This is a genomic window from Ensifer sp. GW101-20A05, from assembly GCF_059424735.1.
The window spans coordinates 21,513-40,186 of record NZ_JBWKZT010000022.1; the positions used below are offsets into that span (position 1 = coordinate 21,513).

The following is an 18,674-nucleotide window of genomic DNA, read 5'->3' on the forward strand; positions in this document are numbered from 1 at the left end:
GTAACGGGTGCGCAGGTAGAGGTCGAACCCATCGAACTGCGGACACGAAGGCCCCAACACGCGGACCAATGCGCCGCAGTCGCATCAGCATCGGAAATAACGCTTGCAGAAATAGCAAGCACCACTATATTTGCTAGCATGAACAGCAAGCAGAAAAAGACCCTCGCGGCGGTATTCAGAGATCCGGTCTCGGGAGCCATTGAGTGGGCCGCTATAGAAAACCTGCTTGTGGCTGCCGGCGCGAACGTCATCGAAGGAAACGGCTCTCGCGTTAAGTTCGAAAAGGACGGCATAATCGCGAGCTTCCATCGTCCTCATCCCGACAAGGAGGCAAAGCGTTATCAGGTTCGCGATGCTCGCGAGTTCCTGACGCAAATTGGAGTAGAACCATGAACACTATGACTTACAATGGTTATCACGCTCGCATAGAATTCGACGCGGAGGACGAACTGTTCTTCGGTAAGATTGCAGGCATTTCTGACGTAGTCGGGTTTCACGGGGACAGCGTTGGTGAACTGAAGAAGGCGTTCCATGAGGCTGTCGATGATTACCTCGAGGCCTGCAAGAGCATCGGCAAAGAGCCTCAGAGGCCCTATTCAGGCAAGATGATGTTTCGTGTTGCTCCTGAAGTGCACCGCCGAGCTGCCCTGGCTGCAGAACTTTCGGGAAAGAGTCTCAATCAGTGGGCCGAGGAGGCATTGGAAGAAGCCGCGGCGCACTTCGCTGAGGCTCGTCTTTCGGCGTAGCGCCCCATTGGACGCAGATGGCCACAGACTCATTTCCGGCCATTCGCTTCCTCGCAGGGCTGGCATTCCAGTCGATACATTATGCGATCCTGAACGCACAAAACGGGAACACGTGGCACAATCGTCATGTGAATCATTCGCAGCTGGAAACCAAGATTGGGCTGATCGCTTCCAGTTTTCCGTCGAATACCTGCACTTCCCGTCTGATTTTGACTAGCAGTGATGATGTCCCGGGGAGTGGGGTAGCATGAGCGCCGTGCTTTTCGGACGAAGCCGGGAATAGGTCACGTTGCCGTAACGGGCAGGCTGATGAGCGGATCATCGCTCATCGCGCCGACGCGCTAGATTGGGCTGATCGCTTCCAGTTTTCCGTCGAAAACCTGCACTTCCCGTCTGATTTTGACTAGCAGTGATGATGTCCCGGGGAGTGGGGTAGCATGAGCGCCGTGCTTTTCGGACGAAGCCGGGAATAGGTCACGTTGCCGTAACGGGCAGGCTGATGAGCGGATCATCGCTCATCGCGCCGACGCGTTTTGTTGGTCGTGACTAGAGAACCTGCGGCCATTGCTGGTGAGCGTGCATGACGGTGAGGATCTCGACGTCTCGATTTGTCGTTAAATGGCACGAGTGGGGATGGCCGTTCATCGGTGCGGCGCTGCTTCCCGCTCCGCCCAGCAGCGTTGCGCCGCCAGGGCCGCTGCGGCCGGGCGCCACGTCGGCGAAAAAGGCCCGGAATTGCTTCCTGCGGACGGCGATCAGATCAGAGCGGACCAATGTCAGCAAATGTTCGCGACGTCCGCGTCATTGTCGCCGAGCAGCAGGATCCCGTCCGACGGCCGGTCGTCCGGCACGTTGCCGCCCGCAAGCTTTGCGAATGTCGGGAAGAAGTCGATGATCGAGAACATCGCGTGGGAGAGTTGTGGCTTAATCCGTTGGGGCCGGCGGATCACGGCGGCCCATTGACGTAGAGAAAATACGTGTCTTTGGGCGCGCCCGGTGGACGCGGTAGGGAACGGGTCCCCGCAAGTTCGAGCGGCAAATCGGACAGGACGATGGCATGTGGCGAAAGGACCGCCGGGAGGCATCGGCTCAGTTTGGCGCTTGTCGCAATATTGTTCGCTTCGACATACGAACCCATATCCGCATGTGCCAGGATGACCTGTCCGCCAAAGCGGGTGGCTCCGGAAGCAAGCGTGTCCTCAATGTCGCCGAGCAGCAAATAATTCTGTGGCGGCGTGCAGTCGGCGAAACAGTCGATCTCGCGATCCAGCACATAGATCTCGCGCTCGGGGAGGTGGATGCGCAGGTGGTCGTAGGTGCGACCGTGACCCAGGCCCATCTCGAACACAATGCCCGGCCGGCCGGCTATTTCTCGGAAGGCCCATTCGAGGCAGATGCGCTGGGCCTCGAGGCGGAAGAGCAATTTTTCGAGCCGGGAGTCTTTACGTCTCCGTTCAGCACGCGGTTCGTTCAATCTGGTGTCCGTCGTCATAATTTTCGTCCTTGGCGCGGTGCTATTATTCGTCAGGTGGCAGGTCGGTTGGCATCGGCTACGACAGATCAAACCCGGTACTCGCAACTCTGGGGCGATGGAACCACCGCGTCCTCCGACGGCCAGTTCTTCCGCGCCAGCGACCGGGCCGCTAGATCTAGGCGCAGCGACATCAACCCGCATTATGGCAGGGAGCAGGTATCGAAATTCTACTTCGCGAACATTGGGAAAGACTGATACGACCCTTGGCATCGCAGGCACCTATTTCAATTCCGCAGCCTCTCCGGCCCTTGCTCTCTGATCAATTCCGCCAACCATCTCGCCGCCGCGAGAAACAGGTCTGGATCGGGCTTGGCATATTTCACCATGTCCCGCGTGATGACAGGGAATGAGGAGGCATCTACTGGAGCGTCGCAATGCTCATCGACGCCGTCCATATTTTTCGCGGCGTGGTCGTCGCGCTGTTCCCCTTTCAGTTTGAACCGTGGACATTCCACGAGATGAATGCCATTTCCAACATGTGACCGCAGGCGGCATTTCGAGGGCGTCGGCCTCATGACTCCGCCTTGTCCTCGTCTGTACGCTCCTGCCTTGCCTGCAGTCGGTCGAACCTCCCGAAGTCGGTCATGATGCTGACCAGCACGCTCCCCGTCCAACCAAAGGTGAACAGGCCGGACATTGCTATAATCGGGCCGAGTAGCCGCCATCTGTCTGGAAGAGTGACGCTGCCCTCGCCGAGCGTGGTGTAGCTCTCCAGGACGTAGTAGTAGCTGTCCCGCATCGAAGGAATAATCTCCTTCACATAGAGGGGAACCGCCCATATCAGTGTCTCCGCAAAATGCAGGAGCGCTAGAGCGGCGATTGTCGCCGCCAGCATGATGTTGAGCCGCCAATGCGGCGTGGCGCTGGTTACGTGCACCCAAGATTCGTTGAACTGCCGACTGATAGACCGGATCCCGGCGCCGTGCACGAAGATGACGACGATCAAAAACAAGGTGCCGACGAATATTTCCAGAACGGGCTTTGGCGTAGAGATGACTTCCACTCGTTGCATCCTTGATGTTTGCCATCCGTAGGCGCGGCAGTCTGCAGGGGCGTCGCTGATCAGGGTAGTGGCGACCATCACAGAACTCGATCGTTCGAAGACAACTACGTCTGGACGAGCAACAGTCCCAACACCGCGTGTAATACGACCGCGCGCAGCAGCAGTTCGCCGACCAGGCCGCCTTTGACGAAGAGGATCGCCAGAAAGCTGGGCCAGCACATTGTACGTCACCATCGCAGTGAACGCCGGGTGTGGAGCGAGGGCTAAACTGCTTCCCGAATGCTGTTACTCTGAACAGCAACGTCAACGGCATGGCTGGGTCTCCATCGGCTGTCAGGATCTGCGGCCAGCGCCCGCCGATGTTTGCCTAGTTTTGCGTCCCTCCCCCTGAGAGTTCAGTAGCAGGGCGGATAGGGGTAGTACCCGCATGTCGGCGGGCGATAGTACGGGTGATATTCGGACGCCACAGCAGCCGCTCCCAGCACGGCCCCCGCTGCGACGGCTCCCCCATAGGCCGGGTGCGCATAGTAGGCGCCACGCCAGACAGGAGCACGAAAACCAGCGCCTCCAACCGCAACGCCGCCATAAGGACCGCGTGCCGCAAACCAGTCGATGAATAGCGACGCGGGGCCATCTGCTCCGGCGAGATCGCCTTCGAGGACCGCGACCTCAAAGGTCAGGTTTGCGCCTTCGAGCTTCGGCGTCTTCAGGACGACCACCGCATCGGCAACGGAATCTCCCTTGGCACTCAAGACCGATATCGTCGCATTGGGCGGGTCCTTGGCGAAGCTGTCCGCTCCCTCGCCCCATTGATTGATGAATTCGGAGGTCAGGACATGACCTGCAGAGCGCACCGGGCGGTCGGCGAAGACGATTGAAACCGCGGAAATACCGCTCATCGTCAGCTTGCCGTTCTCAAGCTTTGCGCCTGCGGAATTGAGGACAGCCAGCGACGGCACCATTTTAGATTTCGTCGCCCCGATCGTCTTCTGGGCGGGAGCCGAGATGGCGTCCTGCCCGAGGGCCGGCGACGTGGAAACGAAGGCCGCCGCGAAAGCGGCTATGCAGATATGTGAGATCCTAGGCAATGTTCGTCCTCCGGTTGGGCCACGAGCCCGCTACTTCAAAAGTCCCAGGTTGATCAACTGGACGCGCCGGTTGTCGGCCGACCCCGGATGATCCGGATCGATCGGCCATTCCTCTCCGGCACCCACTGAAAAAAGGCGGTCGGGGAAACCGCAAAAGTGGTCGAGAGCGCCTCATTGATAGCGTCGGCGCGTTTCTGGCTGAAGTAGGCGTGGCGTTCCTGGGCAGATGCCTCAACCATAGCAACTGCGAGGATGGTTGAGGAAAGCAACAATATGACCCGGTTGGACCTGCGCATGTCTCGCCCTCGATTAAGGTTTGACTTGGAGATGGAAGGTTTCCCATCAACCTGTGAACTGCGAAGTCGAAAGTGCAAGGTATCTAACAGTAACCTACAATCCGGCAGGACGTAGTTTCGGTAGATCGTGTGCCGGCCATTTCGACAGGAGCACGTTGCTTCGGATCAGGAGAACTGGACGCAGCCAGTATGTTCAGGGGCCTCTCTGGACGAAGACCAGTTTCAGCAGTAGGTTGCATTCGAAAGTGAATATAATCTGTAGTAAAGTGGCTGAGGTGCAAGCCATGCAGAACGAATTGTCAGCCTGGGACGAGGCTGCGTCGCCCCCATCTCGCCCTGCTCCGAGCCCGGATGACATCCGCGCTCAACTCGACCGCATCATTACCAGCCCCGAATTCCCGCATGTTGGTCGTAGTGCCGCGTTCCTGACCTATGTCACGGAAGAAGCTCTCGCGGGTCGTGCGGGGCGGCTCAAGGGCTACTCCATTGCGGTCGAGGTGTTCAAGCGGAGCGAAGGGTTCACGCAGGACGATCCCGTTGTCCGGATCGAGGCGGGACGCCTCCGTCGCATGCTGGAGCGCTATTACTTGGTCGCGGGCCAGTGTGATCCGATAAGGATCGACATCCCCAAAGGTGGATACGCGCCGTCTTTCGAGTGGAACGGCGCATTCGAAGCTAGTTCTGCGGAGGGAGCCAAGACACTTGCAGTGCGCGGCTTTCGCGTCCAGTTGCGCCGTATGACGGCAGTAGGGATCGGGGCTGGCGCAATGCTCGGCATTAGCATTGCCGCTTTCGCCTTATCCTCTCTCCTGTTGCCCGGCCGGTCGAACGCCCTCCTCTCCGAGGGAGGTCCGACGCTGCTCGTCGCCCCGTTCACCGATCTTGGCGATGGGCCACAAGCGGAGCTTTACTCGGCTGGTCTGACCGAGGAATTGCTGACGGTCCTCCCTCGCTTCAAGGAAATCCACGTGTTCGGGCGTGAGATGTCCAAATCGCTGTTGCCGGGAGTGCCCGCCTCTCAGGTGCGCGGCGAGCTTGGTGCGCGGTTCCTACTCGCCGGGGGCGTGCGTGTTGCAGGCCAGCGGGTGCGCGTGACAGCACGTCTGGTTGATACCGAGACAGACAAGATTCTCTGGTCCGAGACCTACGACGACGACATTCACAGCCGCGATCTGTTCAGTATTCAATCCGACGTTGCCAACAAGGTTGCGACCACGGTCGCTCAGCCATATGGAATCATGGCCCAAGCGGATGCCGTCAACCCTCCCCCTGACGATGTTGGCCTATACACCTGCACGCTTGGTTTCTACGCCTATCGCGCCGAGTTGACGGTGAAGCAGCATGCGAACGTGCGGAGTTGCCTCGAGAACGCCATCGAACGCTACCCAACCTTCGCTACGGGCTGGGCCATGCTCTCGATCATCTATCTCGACGAGGAACGTTTTCGGTTCAACACAAGGTCCGGCACGCCGACGCCGGTCGAGCGCAGCCTAGGCGCCGCTCGGCGCGCAGTTCAACTGGATGCGGGCAACACCCGTGCCCTGCAGGCTTTAATGACTGCGCTGTTCTTCAACCAGCAGGTTCCGGAGGCGTTCAAAGTCGGCGAACAAGCGTTGGAGACCAACCCTAACGATACCGAGCTTCTGGGCGAGTTCGGCACTCTTGTTGCCCAAAGTGGGCAATGGGAGCGTGGGGCAGCTTTACTGGATCGCGCCATCGAGCTCAACCCCAGCGGCGGTGGCTACTATCACGGGACACGTGCGCTCGCCGCCTATATGTTGCGTGACAACCGAACTGCAGTGATCGAAATCCGCCAGGCGGATCTGCAGACGTTTCCGCTCTACCACGCGGTTGCAGCAGTCATTTACGTGAACGCGAACATGATGGACGACGCCCGCCGGGAGGCCAAGCAATTGGACGAGATGCACCCCGATTTCATTCCGAACATCGTGGCTGAACTGAAATCGCGCAACTTCCAGCCCGCTGATCGGGCGAGAATGGTCGCCGACATCAGGAAGGCCGGGCTGCCAGCGGTGGACGAAGTTCAGGCATCGATGCTGCTTCCGAAGGGGGCCCCGGTCTCTCGGCCCTAGGGGCTGATCCACACAAAGACGGCCGTCACGACACAGGAACATACCATAATTACGGGCGCTATACGCCTTTGAGAGATAGGTTTTCTCGCCGAAGTAAGCTTCGGATGTGTTGGGTTTCAATCGAGGGCGAACCCATCGCATGCTACGCGGTGTCGAGTTGCTCAACAACGCCGTCAAGGTGACGCTGGGTCCCAAGGGGCGCAATGTTGTCATCGAGAAGGCCTATGGCGCGCCGCGCATCACCAAGGACGGCGTCGCCGTTGCCAAGGAAATCGAGCTGGCCGACAAGTTCGAGAACATGGGCGCGCAGATGGTGCGCGAGGTGGCCTCTAAGACCAACGACCTCGCCGGTGACGGCACCACGACGGCGACTGTGCTCGCTGCCTCCATCCTGCGCGAAGGTGTCAAGCTCGTCGCCGCCGGCATGAACCCCATGGATCTCAAGCGTGGCATCGACCTTGGTGTCGCTGCTGTCGTCAAGGAAATCCAGGCGCGGGCCAAGAAGGTCAAGTCCTCGGGCGAGATTGCGCAAGTCGGCACCATCGCCGCCAATGGCGACGCGACAGTCGGCGAGATGATCGCCAAGGCGATGGACAGGGTCGGCAATGAAGGCGCCATCACCGTCGAGGAAGCCAAGACTGCCGAGACCGAACTCGACGTTGTCGAGGGCATGCAATTCGACCGCGGTTATCTCTCGCCCTATTTCGTCACCAATGCCGAGAAGATGCGCGTGGAGTTGGAGGACCCCTACATCCTCATCCACGAAATGAAGCTTGGCAATTTGCAAGCGGTGCTGCCGATACTCGAGGCGATCGTGCAGAGCGGCAAACCGTTGCTGATCCTCTCCGAGGATGTCGAGGGCGAGGTTCTGGCGACGCTGGTCGTAAACAAGCTGCGCGGTGGCCTGAAGGTCGCTGCCGTCAAGGCGCCGGGCTTCGGCGACCGCCGCAGGGCCATACTGGAAGACATTGCCGTCCTCACGGCCGGCCAGATGATCTCCGAGGATCTCGGCATCAAATTCGAGAACGTTACGCTCGACATGCTCGGCCGCGCCAAGCGCGTGCTGATCGAGAAGGACACCACCACGATCATCGACGGCTCCGGCGATAAAGCGACCATCCAGGCGCGCATCCAGCAGATCAAGGCACAGATCGAGGAGACGACCTCCGACTATGACAAAGAAAAACTGCAGGAACGCCTGGCGAAAATCGCCGGCGGCGTCGCGGTAATCCGCGTCGGCGGCGCGACCGAAATCGAGGTCAAGGAAAAGAAGGACCGCATCGACGATGCCCTAAACGCCACGACGCGCCGCGGCTGAGGAAGGCATTGTTCCTGGCGGTGGTGTTGCCCTGTTGCGCACCAGGTCGGTCCTGGTCGGACTGACGGGAGCGAATGCGGACGTCACAGCGGGCATCTCGATCGTGCTCAGGGCGCTTGAAACCCCGATCCGGCAGATCGCCGAGAACGCCGGTGTCGAAGGCTCGATCGTCGTGGGAAAACTCACCGACAGCAGGGATCACGACCAGGGCTTTGACGCGCAGAGGGAGACCTATGTCGATATGATCAAAGCTGGCATCGTCGACCCGGCGAAGGTCGTGCGGACCGCTTTGCAGGACGCCGGCTCAATCGCGGCACTTCTGATCACTGCCGAAGCGATGATCGCCGACATTCCCTCAAGAGAAGCCGCCCGGCCGGCCGGTAACGGCGGCATGGGTGGGATGGGATACTGAGAACAGTGCCTGGATCGTTCGGTCAGCACGGCTGGGCGGCGGAGCCCAAACAGAACCGTTTCGATCGCCCAGCGTTTCGAGAGCTACCAGCAATCCAAGAGTTTCTCGTATGGGCCTGCGTCGCCACGGCGCTCGCCACAATGATCATCGGATTCAGCTGGGGCGGCTGGGTGACGGGCGGCACGTCACGCGCAGCGGCGCGGCGAGGGGAATTCTCGCTCGGCCCAATGCTGATGGCACTGATGCGGGCGAACAAGAGTGCTGGCTCGAAAGCCGGATAGTGCGATGGCGAAGCGGCTGCTAAGCTTAGACGATTGGACGAGAGGAGCAAAGCATGCCGTCTGAGCCTCGATCACCACGCCTTGCGGTCCTTATCGACGCCGACAACACCTCGGCAAAGATCGCCGACGGGTTGTTCGAAGAGGTGGCAAAGATCGGGGAGGCCAGCGTCCGCCGCATTTACGGCGATTTCTCGGGCACGCGTTCCAAGGCATGGGCGGATGTGCTTGCGAAACACGCGATCATTCCGCAGCAGCAGTTCGCCTACACGACCGGCAAGAACGCTTCAGATATCACGCTCGTGATCGACGCCATGGATCTGCTGCATAGTGGTCGTTTTGATGGCTTCTGCCTCGTTTCGTCCGACAGCGATTTCACGCGTCTGGCCGCCCGTATTCGCGAGCAGGGCATCGACGTTTTTGGCTTTGGCGAACAAAAGACTCCGGAGAGCTTCCGGCAGGCCTGCCGCCGATTCATCTACACTGAGAACCTGCTCCCAGGCGCGGTGAAAGACGAACAGAATGCCGGATCAGCCGCAAAGTCTTTGCAACCGGTGAGCGCCGCCGTGCCGTTGATAAAAAAAGTTCTTGCCCAAGAAGAAACCGAGGAAGGGTGGGTAAACCTCGGTACCGTTGGCAAGCAACTGCTCAACTTGGCACCAGACTTTGATCCGCGTACCTTCGGGTTTCGAAAGCTCAGCGACCTCATCCGAAAGACAAACAAGTTCGAGGTCCAGCAGGCGGAGGGTAGACCCGTCAGCATTCGCCTGAAGCAAGGAACCAAGGCCCAGTAGCGATTGCAGGCATACGCCTTCCAACCTAAATTCGCACCAGACGCCAAAATCAGCCGTTGCGGTCGCCGCGTTCAGAGATCAAGTATTCCAGAGAATGCGCATATCGATTCTTCCGCTAACGCCTGGGAGTGCAAACGGCCGTATCAGCTCCGTAGCGGGCTCTGCAGCATGGAGTAGCGATCTCCGACATAATTGGGCTTCAGCCGACGGTATGTTAAGGACGCGCCGTACCGCGGGGCCTCCCGTCAAAAAAAGCGCTACGGGTGTTTGTTCACAGGTGGAGGCGATCGCCGGCCAGCTTGGGGGTATTGAGAATACGCAGCGCCCGCACTGCATTTTTAGGGCTGAGCCCCTCCATCTTCCAAGGGCCTATTTCTGCGGTCTCTCCCGTGAAGACGTGATAGATCGAATAGGTTCCGTCTCCGTCGAAACGGCGACCATACTGATCGAGCTGTCCGGATCTGTTCGGCGCGCCCCCTTCGGATTCCCATGCGCTGATGACGAGCGCGTGTTCTTCGTGTTTGCTTTTCATCTGCGGCCCTCCTTGCGGCGGTCGCCTGTGCCACGACTGGCGACGCTGCTCAGTTATCGAGCGCCATGCCCCGTTCAATCGGCCGCAGATTATCTTCGTTGCTCACCCGCTCTTGGCCGACTTCATCATTGCGGATGCGATACCGAGGCGAGTTGTCCCTGAAGGGGAGTTTGGCCATGATGTGATCGTTTCCGCCGGACGGGGTGAAATATTTGCGCGATCTTTAAGGCGCGCCAACAGACCGATCGGGAATCAATGCTGACGCATTAACGTTGCGGTCACGGTTAGGGTGACGGCGAGATTGCGGCTTCGTGGCGATCGACGGCTATCAGGCGTTCAAGATCCTCGGGATCAATCGCTACCAGACGCATTCGGTATTTGTTCGCGGCCGTGGCTGGTATCGTGATAAAGGTCGCCACACGGCGATAGGCGAGCCACGAGATGCCTTCGATCAACTCCTCGTCCTCATCGACTTGGTAGTCGCCAGGAGCCACTATCTCACCGAGCTTTGGCATCCAGAATGGTTGGTCGAAATGGACTGTTCGATGTTTCGTCCGGGCAAACATGCTGCCCTCCTTTTCTGTGGCATACGTCGGCGAGATTCAGCCAGGATCGGCCGTTTGCCGCCAATAGTAGCGCGAACAGCTACCGTCGCTATAGCCTCAACGGACGACGCTCGTAACGACGGCCCCGCACCTGAACATGCGGAATCGAGATTGGTGAGTTTGGCGGGCCTACTGCCTCTGATGAAGCAAAAAGCCAAGCTGGCCTCAAAACCATCATAAATCTGTATGCCTTGAAAACGGCTTTACTATGTTTATTGATTGAAAATCTGTTTTAGCGAAAAAATGTTCGGACACTATAAATATAGTAGCACTGATAAAATCGAAATTTGTCGTTTTCGGCCCAAAATCATGCACGATCATTAGTTGAAATATATTCTTGAATGAGGATTTTAATTGGTTGTTTACATTAATTCTTTTAAAGCGCACTGTAAAAAATCTGGGTTGCCATTGGCTCCTGGTCGGAGCGCGGGCCCGCAACGATCCCGATAATCACCTGATTAGAGGGAATGCAATCATGACACTCGATCAAGTCCTTGAGCGGACAAAGCCCTATGCAATCGGTCTAGTCGTTGGACTTTTCGCGGCACCGATCATCGGTTTCAATGCTGGATGGATTACCACCACAACTGCCAGCACTCAGGCGTCCGACGAGGCCAGAGTGGCTGCGCTTGCGGGCATCTGTTCAAGTGCGGCAGGGCGAATGGCAACTGCCAGCAGCACGGACCTCGCAGCACTTAAAGGCTACGACAATCGTGCGAAGCGCGACGAACTGGTAGCAACCATTATGACCGATATCCAAGTTCCAGCGGACGTCCTCGGCAAGGTCAGCACGAGCCGCCGTCGCTCACTATCCTGAAGCGCAGCAGACGCCGCGTAATAGGTAGACCAACCAGAACGGAAAATAGGAGATCGCAATGAAAAACTTCATCCCCGCCCGCTTCAGTACCTACGATTTCACGCGCCTGTCCGTATCGCTTGCGTTTACGCTGGCGATTGCTGTGATTGTCTATTCGGTCCTGTTCGGAAGCATCCTGTAGTCGTCTATGCGTGCATCCGCTTTACGAAGCTGGAAAACACCCTGCACGGACTTTCGAGGTGCCGCGCTGTTGAATGAGGCCGGTAAGTTATCCCGACATTAGATCTTTCAGGCGAGTAAAATGGACCTGGCATTGGGAAAAGTAGGTCGGGACTTTATCCATGACACAGGCTCAGGCGTTCGCCTTCGCCATTCTGATCAGCCTGATGGTCGCTTTCATATGGGGACGGCTCCGCTACGACCTCATTGCAGTTCTCGCGCTGCTTGCCGCAGTTTTCACCGGTATCGTGCCGCACAAGGCAGCGTTCTCCGGCTTCGGGGACGATATTGTCATCATTGTAGCCAGCGCGCTTGTCGTCAGCGCCGCGATTGAGCGCAGTGGCGTCATAGAGGCATTGCTCCATCGGGTGGCGCCCAGCGTGACCTCTGTGCAGGGTCAGGTTGTCATTCTCGTGACGACTGTCTCGGTTCTCTCCATCTTCATTAAGAACATCGGCGCACTGGCGATGATGATCCCAGTCGCATTCCAGATGGCGCGCCGGTCGAAAGCTTCCCCCTCGTCTTTTCTCATGCCGATGGCGTTTGGTTCCTTGCTTGGTGGGCTCATGACCCTCGTCGGCACATCGCCGAACATCGTCGTCTCCCGAATGCGCGAAGAACTGACGGGCCGCCCATTCAACATGTTCGATTTCACCCCCGTCGGCATAGGGCTTGCCGCAGCGGGAGTAGTCTTTCTGGCGTTTGGCTACCGGCTGCTTCCCAAGGAACGCAAGGCGGTCGCGACAATGGAGAAGGCGCTGAACATCAAGGACTACATGACAGAGGCGCGTGTTACTGCCACTTCGTCCGTCATCGGCAAGTCGATCAGCCACCTGTCGATCTTGTTGGACGAGGAGGTCCTTGTCACTGGCCTCATTCGCAATCGGGTCGAGCGCGTGACTCCACTGCCGGACGTGGAACTCCGCCAAGGGGATATCGTTCTGTTGGAGGGAGACCCTCAGGCGCTCGAGCGAGGCATCAGTCGTGCACGTCTGGAACTGGAGGGGCACGACCGCCCCACGGAAGCGAAGGGAACCGACGAGGAAATTGCAGGAATTGAGGCGGTGATCGGCCCGAAATCAGTCTTGATCGGGCAAACCGCCAAGCGTTTGGCGCTGCATGATCGCTTCAACATCAATCTGCTCGCAGTAAGCCGAAGCAGCGAGCGCTTCACTGATCGATTGCGCGACATCGTGTTAAGATCAGGCGACGTTCTCGTTTTGAAGGGCGATCTCGTGCTTCTCCCGAACAGGTTGATGGAACTCGGACTTCTTCCGTTGGCCGGGCGCGAAATCCGCTTGGGGAATCCCCGAAAAGGTCTGATTCCGGTGGTGGTCCTGGCTGGTGCCATGGTGCTAACGGCATTCGGCCTGTTGCCCGTCGCCACGGCCTTCTTTACGGCTGCTGTGCTGACGGTACTGCTCGGATCACTTTCGCTTCGGGAAGCTTACGAGGCTGTCGATTGGCCCATCCTGATAATGCTGGGCGCTCTCATTCCGGTCAGCGAGTCGATCCGTGCGACCGGTGGTGCCGACCTTATCGCCGGAGGCCTTGCTCAACTTGCTACCACCTTGCCCCCCTATGGGGCCCTTGCAATGATCATGGTGGTCGCAATGGCAGCAACCCCGTTTCTGAACAATGCAGCCACCGTTCTCGTAGTCGCCCCGATCGCGGTCACCCTTGCTCAGCGCCTTGGCTACAATCCGGATGCATTTCTGATGGCAGTCGCGGTGGGGGCGGCTTGTGATTTTCTCACGCCTGTTGGACACCAGTGCAACACCCTGGTGCTGGGCCCGGGCGGCTATCGCTTCGGCGACTATTGGAAGTTGGGGCTGCCGCTCTCGTTCATTGTGGTCTTAATCGGCGTGCCACTGATCCTGTGGTTTTGGCCGCCCGTTTAGTGCAAGCGTCGTTTCAATTCCGATTTCAGGTTCACCGTGGCGTCAGCCTAAAGTCTGCCCGTCGGGACCAGAATGAGCAGATCGATCGCCACGACGCCAAGGCGCCAATGCCGCCGTGTCCGCCCAATAGAAATACGATAAGACCGAGAGCGTCGAATTTTCAGCTTTCCGACGCCGGGAAGCAAGAGTGAATTCATGCGCAGTACGCCACCGATGGATTGGTGGGAACCCGGTGCCCTTAATTGGGGCGCGGAGGAGAAGCCACCGGGATAGCTTCCCATTTTCTCGCCATGACCATGGACAAGTGACGGGCCGTGAAGCGCTTGTGAGTTCGTTCTTTGCAGGCTAGCGAATGTCTCAAACCATGGGCCTTGCTGATTGCGGTCTACCTGTTCGACCCAAGGTAGCCAAGGGAATTGTCATTCGTCCGAATGACTATCTGAGTGACATGCGCCAACGACCTATTTGCTGCGATTGATGAGAAGTCCTGCCAGCAGCTCGATTTGTTGCTGCTGCTTGTCAATCAGGGATTTCAGTTCAATGTCGCGCATCTGATCCAGCTTGTCATGCAGCGCCATGATCTCAATTTCCGCCTTCAGGTTAACCTCATAGTCGTGTGTCGCATCGACCCTATCTTTGATTGAGTGCCTGTTCTGGCTCATCATGATCACGGGTGCTTGAACGGCTGCCAGCATCGATAGAATGAGATTGAGAAAGATGAAGGGATAAGGATCGAAGGCGCGGGTAGTTGCAAGTACATTCGCTCCGACCCACAGCGCGAGTACTAGCGCGAAAGTCATGATGAAGGTCCACGAGCCACCGAACTCGGCCACTTTGTCTGCCAAACGTTGCCCGGACGTCAGCTTCTCGTCAAAAGAGCGATTCGGGTCCCGCGTTATTGCGCGTCGGGCGAGATGGCGTCGAAAAACCGCGCGTTCTCGATCCGTAAGCAACGCGGCCGGCCTTCCCAAATAGCGGCTCGCACGGTCGGCAATCTCTTGCCGTTCGTCGATGTTCTCTTCTGTTTCCCTGGACATACCTTCCTCCACGATTCAGGCGCTCACCAGTTGCAGCCTTCACCAAATCGCTGGTTCCGCAACGGAGCAACAGTCGCATGCAAAACGGTCACTCCAAAGCTTGAACCATTACTCGACCCAGCTCTTGCGTCAGGTTGGCGACGATCCACGCAAGGAGGAAGGATCCTGAGCCTGGTTCGGAAGGTGGCGCGCAGACCAGCACGTCAGAATCGGAATATTACTACGCTTTTCAATCAGGTAATCCGGACTCTGTGAGGTTTAGCCCAATGAACTGCGCTCATGCTCCCGCGATCGAGGGGCAGTGGCTGTTCGAACATCGGGAAGACGGGCTGCTACTATGCCGCCGCGTCTATCGCGAGTTGAGGGCAGGCAATCGCCGATCCAGACAATAGAACGCGGATCGGTATCCTGCTGCGGCGTGGGGGTCCTGACCATAACGGCCGTGGGGCCGGCCGGAACGCAGATCGGCAAGGGGCCTGCCGACGGAGCGAGCTGGACTACCGTCTGCCAGGAGACGTCAGCAAGGTCAATGCCAGGAGACCCAGGGCTGCCGAGATGATGGAAGCGCCGAGAACGCCGAGCTTGACGGAGTTCAGAAGCTCGGGCTCGAAAGCAAGGTCGGCAATGAACAGAGCCATGGTGAAGCCGATCCCGGCCAGCAGGCTTCCGGCTGCCAACAGACTCCACGATAGCTCGTCTGGACGAGTCCCAAAGCGCAGTTTCACGGCGAGGAAACTGAAGAGCACAATGCCAACGGGCTTGCCAACCACGAAGGCGGCGAAGATTGCGATCGTGAGGGGAATGTCGAAGTTTGCGTCGCCTATCGGAACGCCCGCGTTAGAGAGGGCAAAAAACGGCATGATCATGAATGCGACCCAGGGATGGAGAGCAATCTCGAGGCGCTCGATCGGCGACAGTGCCTCGCGGGTCGCGACGTCTGCCCGATGGAGGTCGCTGCGTGCCACGGTGTCGCGGCTCCAATGGTCGCCGGGCGGATGAGCGATCACCCGGTCGAGTATCGCATGGAGGCGGGTGTCACTTACCCACCTCCGCGCCGGCGTCATTAAGCCAAGAATCACTCCGGCGAGCGTCGCGTGGACGCCCGATGCGTCGAATGCCAGCCAGATGCCGCCACCTATCGCGAAATAGACCGGAATGCTGCGGATGCCCAGACGCGCGATTCCAGATACGACGGCAAGGCCGAGACCGGCGGTTCCGAGTGCGACCCAATTCAAGGGTTCGCCATAGCCGATCGCCACGATCAGGATGGCGCCGACGTCATCGAAGATCGCAAGTGAGAGCAGGAACAGCCGCAAGCTCCCTGGCACGCGCGAACCGAGCACCGCAAGGCACCCGATGACGAAGGCCGTATCCGTGGACATCACAGTGCCCCAGCCGCTCGCACCCGGCCCGCCGCCGACAAGCAGCGAAAACAGTCCGGCCGGCACAGCCATTCCCCCGAGAGCGGCGGCGATGGGTAGAGCGGCTATTCGCGGATTGCGTAGCTCCCCCAGCACCAGCTCGCGCTTTAGCTCAAGGGCGATGACGAAGAAAAAGAGCGTCATCAGCCCGTCGTTGATCCAGTGCTTCAGAGAACGATAGGTCTCGATGTCGCCAACTCTGACGCCCGCGGGCATCTCCCATAAGGCGAGGAACGACGACGACCACGCTGTGTTTGCGAGGCCTAGCGCCAAGAGCGTGCTGAGCAGCAGGATAATGCCCGCCGTAGCCTCAATGCGGAGGAATCGAATGAATGGCTTAGTAAGCCGATCCGCGGGTTCCCTTGGAAGCTGTGAGAGGCTGTCCTTCATGCCGTGAACCGCTCCTGCGTTTTGATCGCGACTGGCAATGTTCCCAGCGGGCTATTGCAAGGCCGGCACCTCATAAGTCCACACCCGGAACGACTTGAGGACGTGTGGCCCGAACGAGTTGATGAGAGGGACATCGGCCGCGTCACGGCCGCGCGCAACCACGATCCTGCCGACACGCGGCGTATTGTTGCGCGGATCGAACGTGTGCCATCCATCGTCCAGGAAGACCTCGACCCAGGCACTGAAATCCATCGGGTCGAAGACCGGGACGCCGATGTCGCCGAGATGACCGTTGATATAGCGCGCGGGAATGTTGAGACAGCGGCAAAGCGTGACCGCAAGATGTGCAAAGTCGCGGCAGACACCAACGCGCTCATGAAAGACTTCGAAGGCCGTCCGCGTCGACCGGGCTTGCATATAGTCGAAGCGGATATGGTGGTGGACGAAATCGCAGATCGCTTGCACACGACCCCAACCGGGCGCGACCGTGCCGAACATGTCCCAAGCGCTCTGACTGAGACGGTCGGTTTCGCAATAGCGGCTGCCCATGAGGTAGGTGAGGCAATCGTCCGGCAACTCCGGCACCGGGAGCTCCTGGGCGGCTGGCAGCACTTTATCCGGTTTGCCGTCGTCCTCGATTGTGGCATCGCCCCATATCGTCAGGTCACCCGCCGGCGCGACAAGCCGCCGGCATCGGTTGCCGAAGAGATCGCGATAGGTCGATGTCGGCACATCGGGGGCAGTGACTATCGTTTCAGGAACCCGGATATCGGCCGCGCGATCCTCGTGGACCGACAGCAGGCATACCAACGCGGTCGGTTGTTGGAAGTTCAGCGTGATCTCATAGCCGTAGCGGATCAGCATCTGAATCCATCCTGGCGGAAATCGGCGGCGGTCAGTGTGTAGGAATCGCGGCCACTGGAATAGGCCTTGCGTCCGACTTTGTAGATGGAAAGGCGCAACGCGTCGAAAGCAGTAAGGAGCTTCGATTCCGAGATTTCCGACCTGCCCAATTCGGCATCCGCCATCACGAGCGCCTCGGCCTCGACGAAGAACCGCACCTCGAACATACCGTCATGGCCGATGAAGCGGACGGCGTTTCGCTTTTCATCGACGCTGCGGCTCGGATTCGGAAGTAACAGCGTCATCATTAGCGAACCTCTGTTTCGCGCGACGCGGGCCGCGTTGGTGCCGATAGGCTGATCCGCTTTATCCGCCGCTCTATATAGCGAAGGTTGTCGTCGACAGGCGCCGGTGCGCCTATGGAGACGTGATAGATCCTCCAGGGGCGATCCGTTTCAATGTGGCGGCCGTATTGATGATCCATTAGCTCGGGTGCTGACGTCCCACCTTCATTTTCCCAAATGCTGATTGCAAGTGCATGTCGCCCGGCTTCAATTTCATTGCGGCGAGCGTTCATGATGGTGGCCTTTCATCAAGATTTTCGATGGAGCCGAGCCTGCTTGAATGGATCGTGCTTCCATCACCGTCGGCGATGGTCATGGCTGTGGCATGTCGAGCGTCCTCGAAAGATCCAGCGCAAACTCTATCGCCTCGTCGAGATCGGCAGCTTCCACGCTCTCGCGGTCGAGGACCGCATGCGCGTCGTCCACATTTCGGACCCGGTAGAACTCAATCACGATCTTCATCGCCATGCTCTCCGTTCTGCAGAAGCGTCGTATTGTCAGTGCTTGCCCTTGCCGAACGATGCTTTGGCGGTCGCGGCGGCCCTGACCTGGTTGCCGAACTGGCTTTCAAGATTGGGCGAAGCCTTTTTCTGCTTCGGCTTTCTGATTTCGCGATTGCTGCGTTTCTGTCCGTTGGCCATGACCGAACATCCTTTCGGTGAGAGTTGCGCCGTCATCGGCCGACGCCATGCACACCGGTTCGAGCCTGCCCTTCGTCGTCGCCCGATCATGACGTTCGTCGTCGTTTCGAATGCGCTATTGCGTCGAACCGTCGCTCGGCGGGCGCATGAAGGTGAAGTGGTAGATGTCCGCTGGCAGAGCCGATCCACGATGCTCGCCCTTCAGCCGAACGGCTTGACCGACGGTAAAGAGATGTGTTGCTGCGTCGCGGCGGGTCGGGTTGCCATTGCGCTGCAGAATGTCTGTAGCGTTCATCATTGGCCTCAAATGGGCTTTAAACAAGGTCCTCGGCGTCTTTGTTTTCGGCCGACAGTAAGGAGAG

Annotated in this window: 20 protein-coding genes and 5 pseudogenes; 10 read left to right on the forward strand and 15 right to left on the reverse strand. The window is 58.7% G+C overall.

The annotated features are described in order from the left end of the window. Positions 1-138: 138 nt before the first annotated feature. Complete coding sequence (locus AC070A_RS31450; protein WP_113736978.1) at positions 139-393, forward strand: type II toxin-antitoxin system HicA family toxin; 255 nt, start codon at positions 139-141, stop codon at positions 391-393. Beyond that, positions 390-746: a type II toxin-antitoxin system HicB family antitoxin gene (locus tag AC070A_RS31455; protein WP_057248406.1), complete on the forward strand. Its 357-nt coding sequence runs from the start codon at positions 390-392 to the stop codon at positions 744-746. Before AC070A_RS31450 ends, AC070A_RS31455 begins: the two co-directional genes overlap by 4 nt. 776 nt (positions 747-1,522) lie before the next feature. Here the strand turns inward: AC070A_RS31455 and AC070A_RS31460 are convergent. Together AC070A_RS31460 and AC070A_RS31465 are read right to left on the reverse strand one after the other, a co-directional pair. Continuing rightward, positions 1,523-1,696, reverse strand: coding sequence for a hypothetical protein (locus tag AC070A_RS31460; protein WP_492383616.1), 174 nt, complete (start codon positions 1,694-1,696; stop codon positions 1,523-1,525). Then, a complete protein-coding gene (locus tag AC070A_RS31465) occupies positions 1,693-2,238 on the reverse strand; it encodes a class I SAM-dependent methyltransferase (protein WP_492383617.1) in 546 nt (181 codons plus the stop codon). Before AC070A_RS31465 ends, AC070A_RS31460 begins: the two co-directional genes overlap by 4 nt. 15 nt (positions 2,239-2,253) lie before the next feature. On the opposite strand from AC070A_RS31465, the pseudogene AC070A_RS31470 reads away from it, so the two are divergent. Continuing rightward, positions 2,254-2,451 (forward strand): annotated as a pseudogene (locus AC070A_RS31470) (Tn3 family transposase); the annotation flags it as partial. Between the two features lie 340 nt (positions 2,452-2,791). On the opposite strand, the gene AC070A_RS31475 reads toward AC070A_RS31470, so the two are convergent. From AC070A_RS31475 to AC070A_RS31485, 3 genes and pseudogenes are all read right to left on the reverse strand, one after another. Beyond that, a complete protein-coding gene (locus tag AC070A_RS31475; protein ID WP_246806013.1) occupies positions 2,792-3,232 on the reverse strand; it encodes an ion channel in 441 nt (146 codons plus the stop codon). Between the two features lie 446 nt (positions 3,233-3,678). Next, positions 3,679-4,371 carry a hypothetical protein gene (locus tag AC070A_RS31480; protein WP_113737023.1) on the reverse strand — a complete coding sequence of 231 codons (693 nt, stop codon included), beginning with the start codon at positions 4,369-4,371 and terminating at the stop codon, positions 3,679-3,681. A gap of 30 nt (positions 4,372-4,401) precedes the next feature. Next, positions 4,402-4,577: pseudogene (locus AC070A_RS31485) on the reverse strand (OmpA family protein); the annotation flags it as partial. A 374-nt stretch (positions 4,578-4,951) separates the two neighbouring features. Between AC070A_RS31485 and AC070A_RS31490 the strand changes: the two are divergent. The 4 genes and pseudogenes from AC070A_RS31490 (at position 4,952) to AC070A_RS31505 (ending at position 9,562) form a co-directional block, all read left to right on the forward strand. Then, positions 4,952-6,760 carry an adenylate cyclase gene (locus tag AC070A_RS31490; RefSeq protein WP_492383618.1) on the forward strand — a complete coding sequence of 603 codons (1,809 nt, stop codon included), beginning with the start codon at positions 4,952-4,954 and terminating at the stop codon, positions 6,758-6,760. Between the two features lie 139 nt (positions 6,761-6,899). Beyond that, positions 6,900-8,490 (forward strand): annotated as a pseudogene (groL, locus tag AC070A_RS31495) (chaperonin GroEL). A gap of 9 nt (positions 8,491-8,499) precedes the next feature. Beyond that, positions 8,500-8,732 (forward strand): annotated as a pseudogene (locus AC070A_RS31500) (hypothetical protein); the annotation flags it as partial. A gap of 92 nt (positions 8,733-8,824) precedes the next feature. Further along, positions 8,825-9,562, forward strand: coding sequence for an NYN domain-containing protein (locus AC070A_RS31505; RefSeq protein WP_113737021.1), 738 nt, complete (start codon positions 8,825-8,827; stop codon positions 9,560-9,562). A 271-nt stretch (positions 9,563-9,833) separates the two neighbouring features. Here the strand turns inward: AC070A_RS31505 and AC070A_RS31510 are convergent, their stop codons facing one another. The 3 genes and pseudogenes from AC070A_RS31510 to AC070A_RS31520 all read right to left on the reverse strand — a co-directional run bounded on the left by AC070A_RS31510 (position 9,834) and on the right by AC070A_RS31520 (position 10,660). After that, positions 9,834-10,094 carry a hypothetical protein gene (locus AC070A_RS31510; protein ID WP_057248419.1) on the reverse strand — a complete coding sequence of 87 codons (261 nt, stop codon included), beginning with the start codon at positions 10,092-10,094 and terminating at the stop codon, positions 9,834-9,836. Between the two features lie 49 nt (positions 10,095-10,143). Next, positions 10,144-10,340, reverse strand: a pseudogene (locus tag AC070A_RS31515) (hypothetical protein). Between the two features lie 38 nt (positions 10,341-10,378). Beyond that, positions 10,379-10,660 carry a hypothetical protein gene (locus AC070A_RS31520; RefSeq protein ID WP_113737020.1) on the reverse strand — a complete coding sequence of 94 codons (282 nt, stop codon included), beginning with the start codon at positions 10,658-10,660 and terminating at the stop codon, positions 10,379-10,381. 514 nt (positions 10,661-11,174) lie between these two features. On the opposite strand from AC070A_RS31520, the gene AC070A_RS31525 reads away from it, so the two are divergent. The 3 genes from AC070A_RS31525 to AC070A_RS31535 all read left to right on the forward strand — a co-directional run bounded on the left by AC070A_RS31525 (position 11,175) and on the right by AC070A_RS31535 (position 13,636). Continuing rightward, positions 11,175-11,516 (forward strand): hypothetical protein, encoded by a 342-nt coding sequence (locus AC070A_RS31525; protein ID WP_162770933.1) that lies wholly within the window; start codon positions 11,175-11,177, stop codon positions 11,514-11,516. Positions 11,517-11,574: 58 nt separating this feature from the next. After that, complete coding sequence (locus AC070A_RS31530; protein ID WP_113737019.1) at positions 11,575-11,697, forward strand: hypothetical protein; 123 nt, start codon at positions 11,575-11,577, stop codon at positions 11,695-11,697. Positions 11,698-11,857: 160 nt separating this feature from the next. Next, positions 11,858-13,636, forward strand: a complete 1,779-nt coding sequence (locus AC070A_RS31535) for an SLC13 family permease (RefSeq protein ID WP_113737018.1) — start codon at positions 11,858-11,860, stop codon at positions 13,634-13,636. 461 nt (positions 13,637-14,097) lie between these two features. Here the strand turns inward: AC070A_RS31535 and AC070A_RS31540 are convergent, their stop codons facing one another. From AC070A_RS31540 to AC070A_RS31570, 7 genes are all read right to left on the reverse strand, one after another. Further along, on the reverse strand, positions 14,098-14,673 hold the full coding sequence (locus tag AC070A_RS31540) for a DUF1003 domain-containing protein (RefSeq protein ID WP_113737017.1): 576 nt from the start codon (positions 14,671-14,673) through the stop codon (positions 14,098-14,100). Between the two features lie 497 nt (positions 14,674-15,170). Continuing rightward, positions 15,171-16,484 carry a Na+/H+ antiporter NhaA gene (gene nhaA, locus AC070A_RS31545; RefSeq protein ID WP_113737016.1) on the reverse strand — a complete coding sequence of 438 codons (1,314 nt, stop codon included), beginning with the start codon at positions 16,482-16,484 and terminating at the stop codon, positions 15,171-15,173. Positions 16,485-16,535: 51 nt separating this feature from the next. After that, positions 16,536-17,348, reverse strand: a complete 813-nt coding sequence (locus AC070A_RS31550) for a transglutaminase-like domain-containing protein (RefSeq protein WP_113737015.1) — start codon at positions 17,346-17,348, stop codon at positions 16,536-16,538. Then, a complete protein-coding gene (locus tag AC070A_RS31555) occupies positions 17,342-17,632 on the reverse strand; it encodes a DUF1488 family protein (RefSeq protein WP_113737026.1) in 291 nt (96 codons plus the stop codon). The genes AC070A_RS31550 and AC070A_RS31555 overlap by 7 nt, the downstream gene beginning before the upstream one ends. A 351-nt stretch (positions 17,633-17,983) precedes the next feature. Continuing rightward, complete coding sequence (locus AC070A_RS31560; RefSeq protein ID WP_492383619.1) at positions 17,984-18,133, reverse strand: hypothetical protein; 150 nt, start codon at positions 18,131-18,133, stop codon at positions 17,984-17,986. A 35-nt stretch (positions 18,134-18,168) separates the two neighbouring features. Then, a complete protein-coding gene (locus AC070A_RS31565; protein WP_492383620.1) occupies positions 18,169-18,312 on the reverse strand; it encodes a hypothetical protein in 144 nt (47 codons plus the stop codon). A gap of 115 nt (positions 18,313-18,427) precedes the next feature. Continuing rightward, on the reverse strand, positions 18,428-18,607 hold the full coding sequence (locus tag AC070A_RS31570; RefSeq protein ID WP_492383621.1) for a hypothetical protein: 180 nt from the start codon (positions 18,605-18,607) through the stop codon (positions 18,428-18,430). Positions 18,608-18,674: the final 67 nt, after the last annotated feature.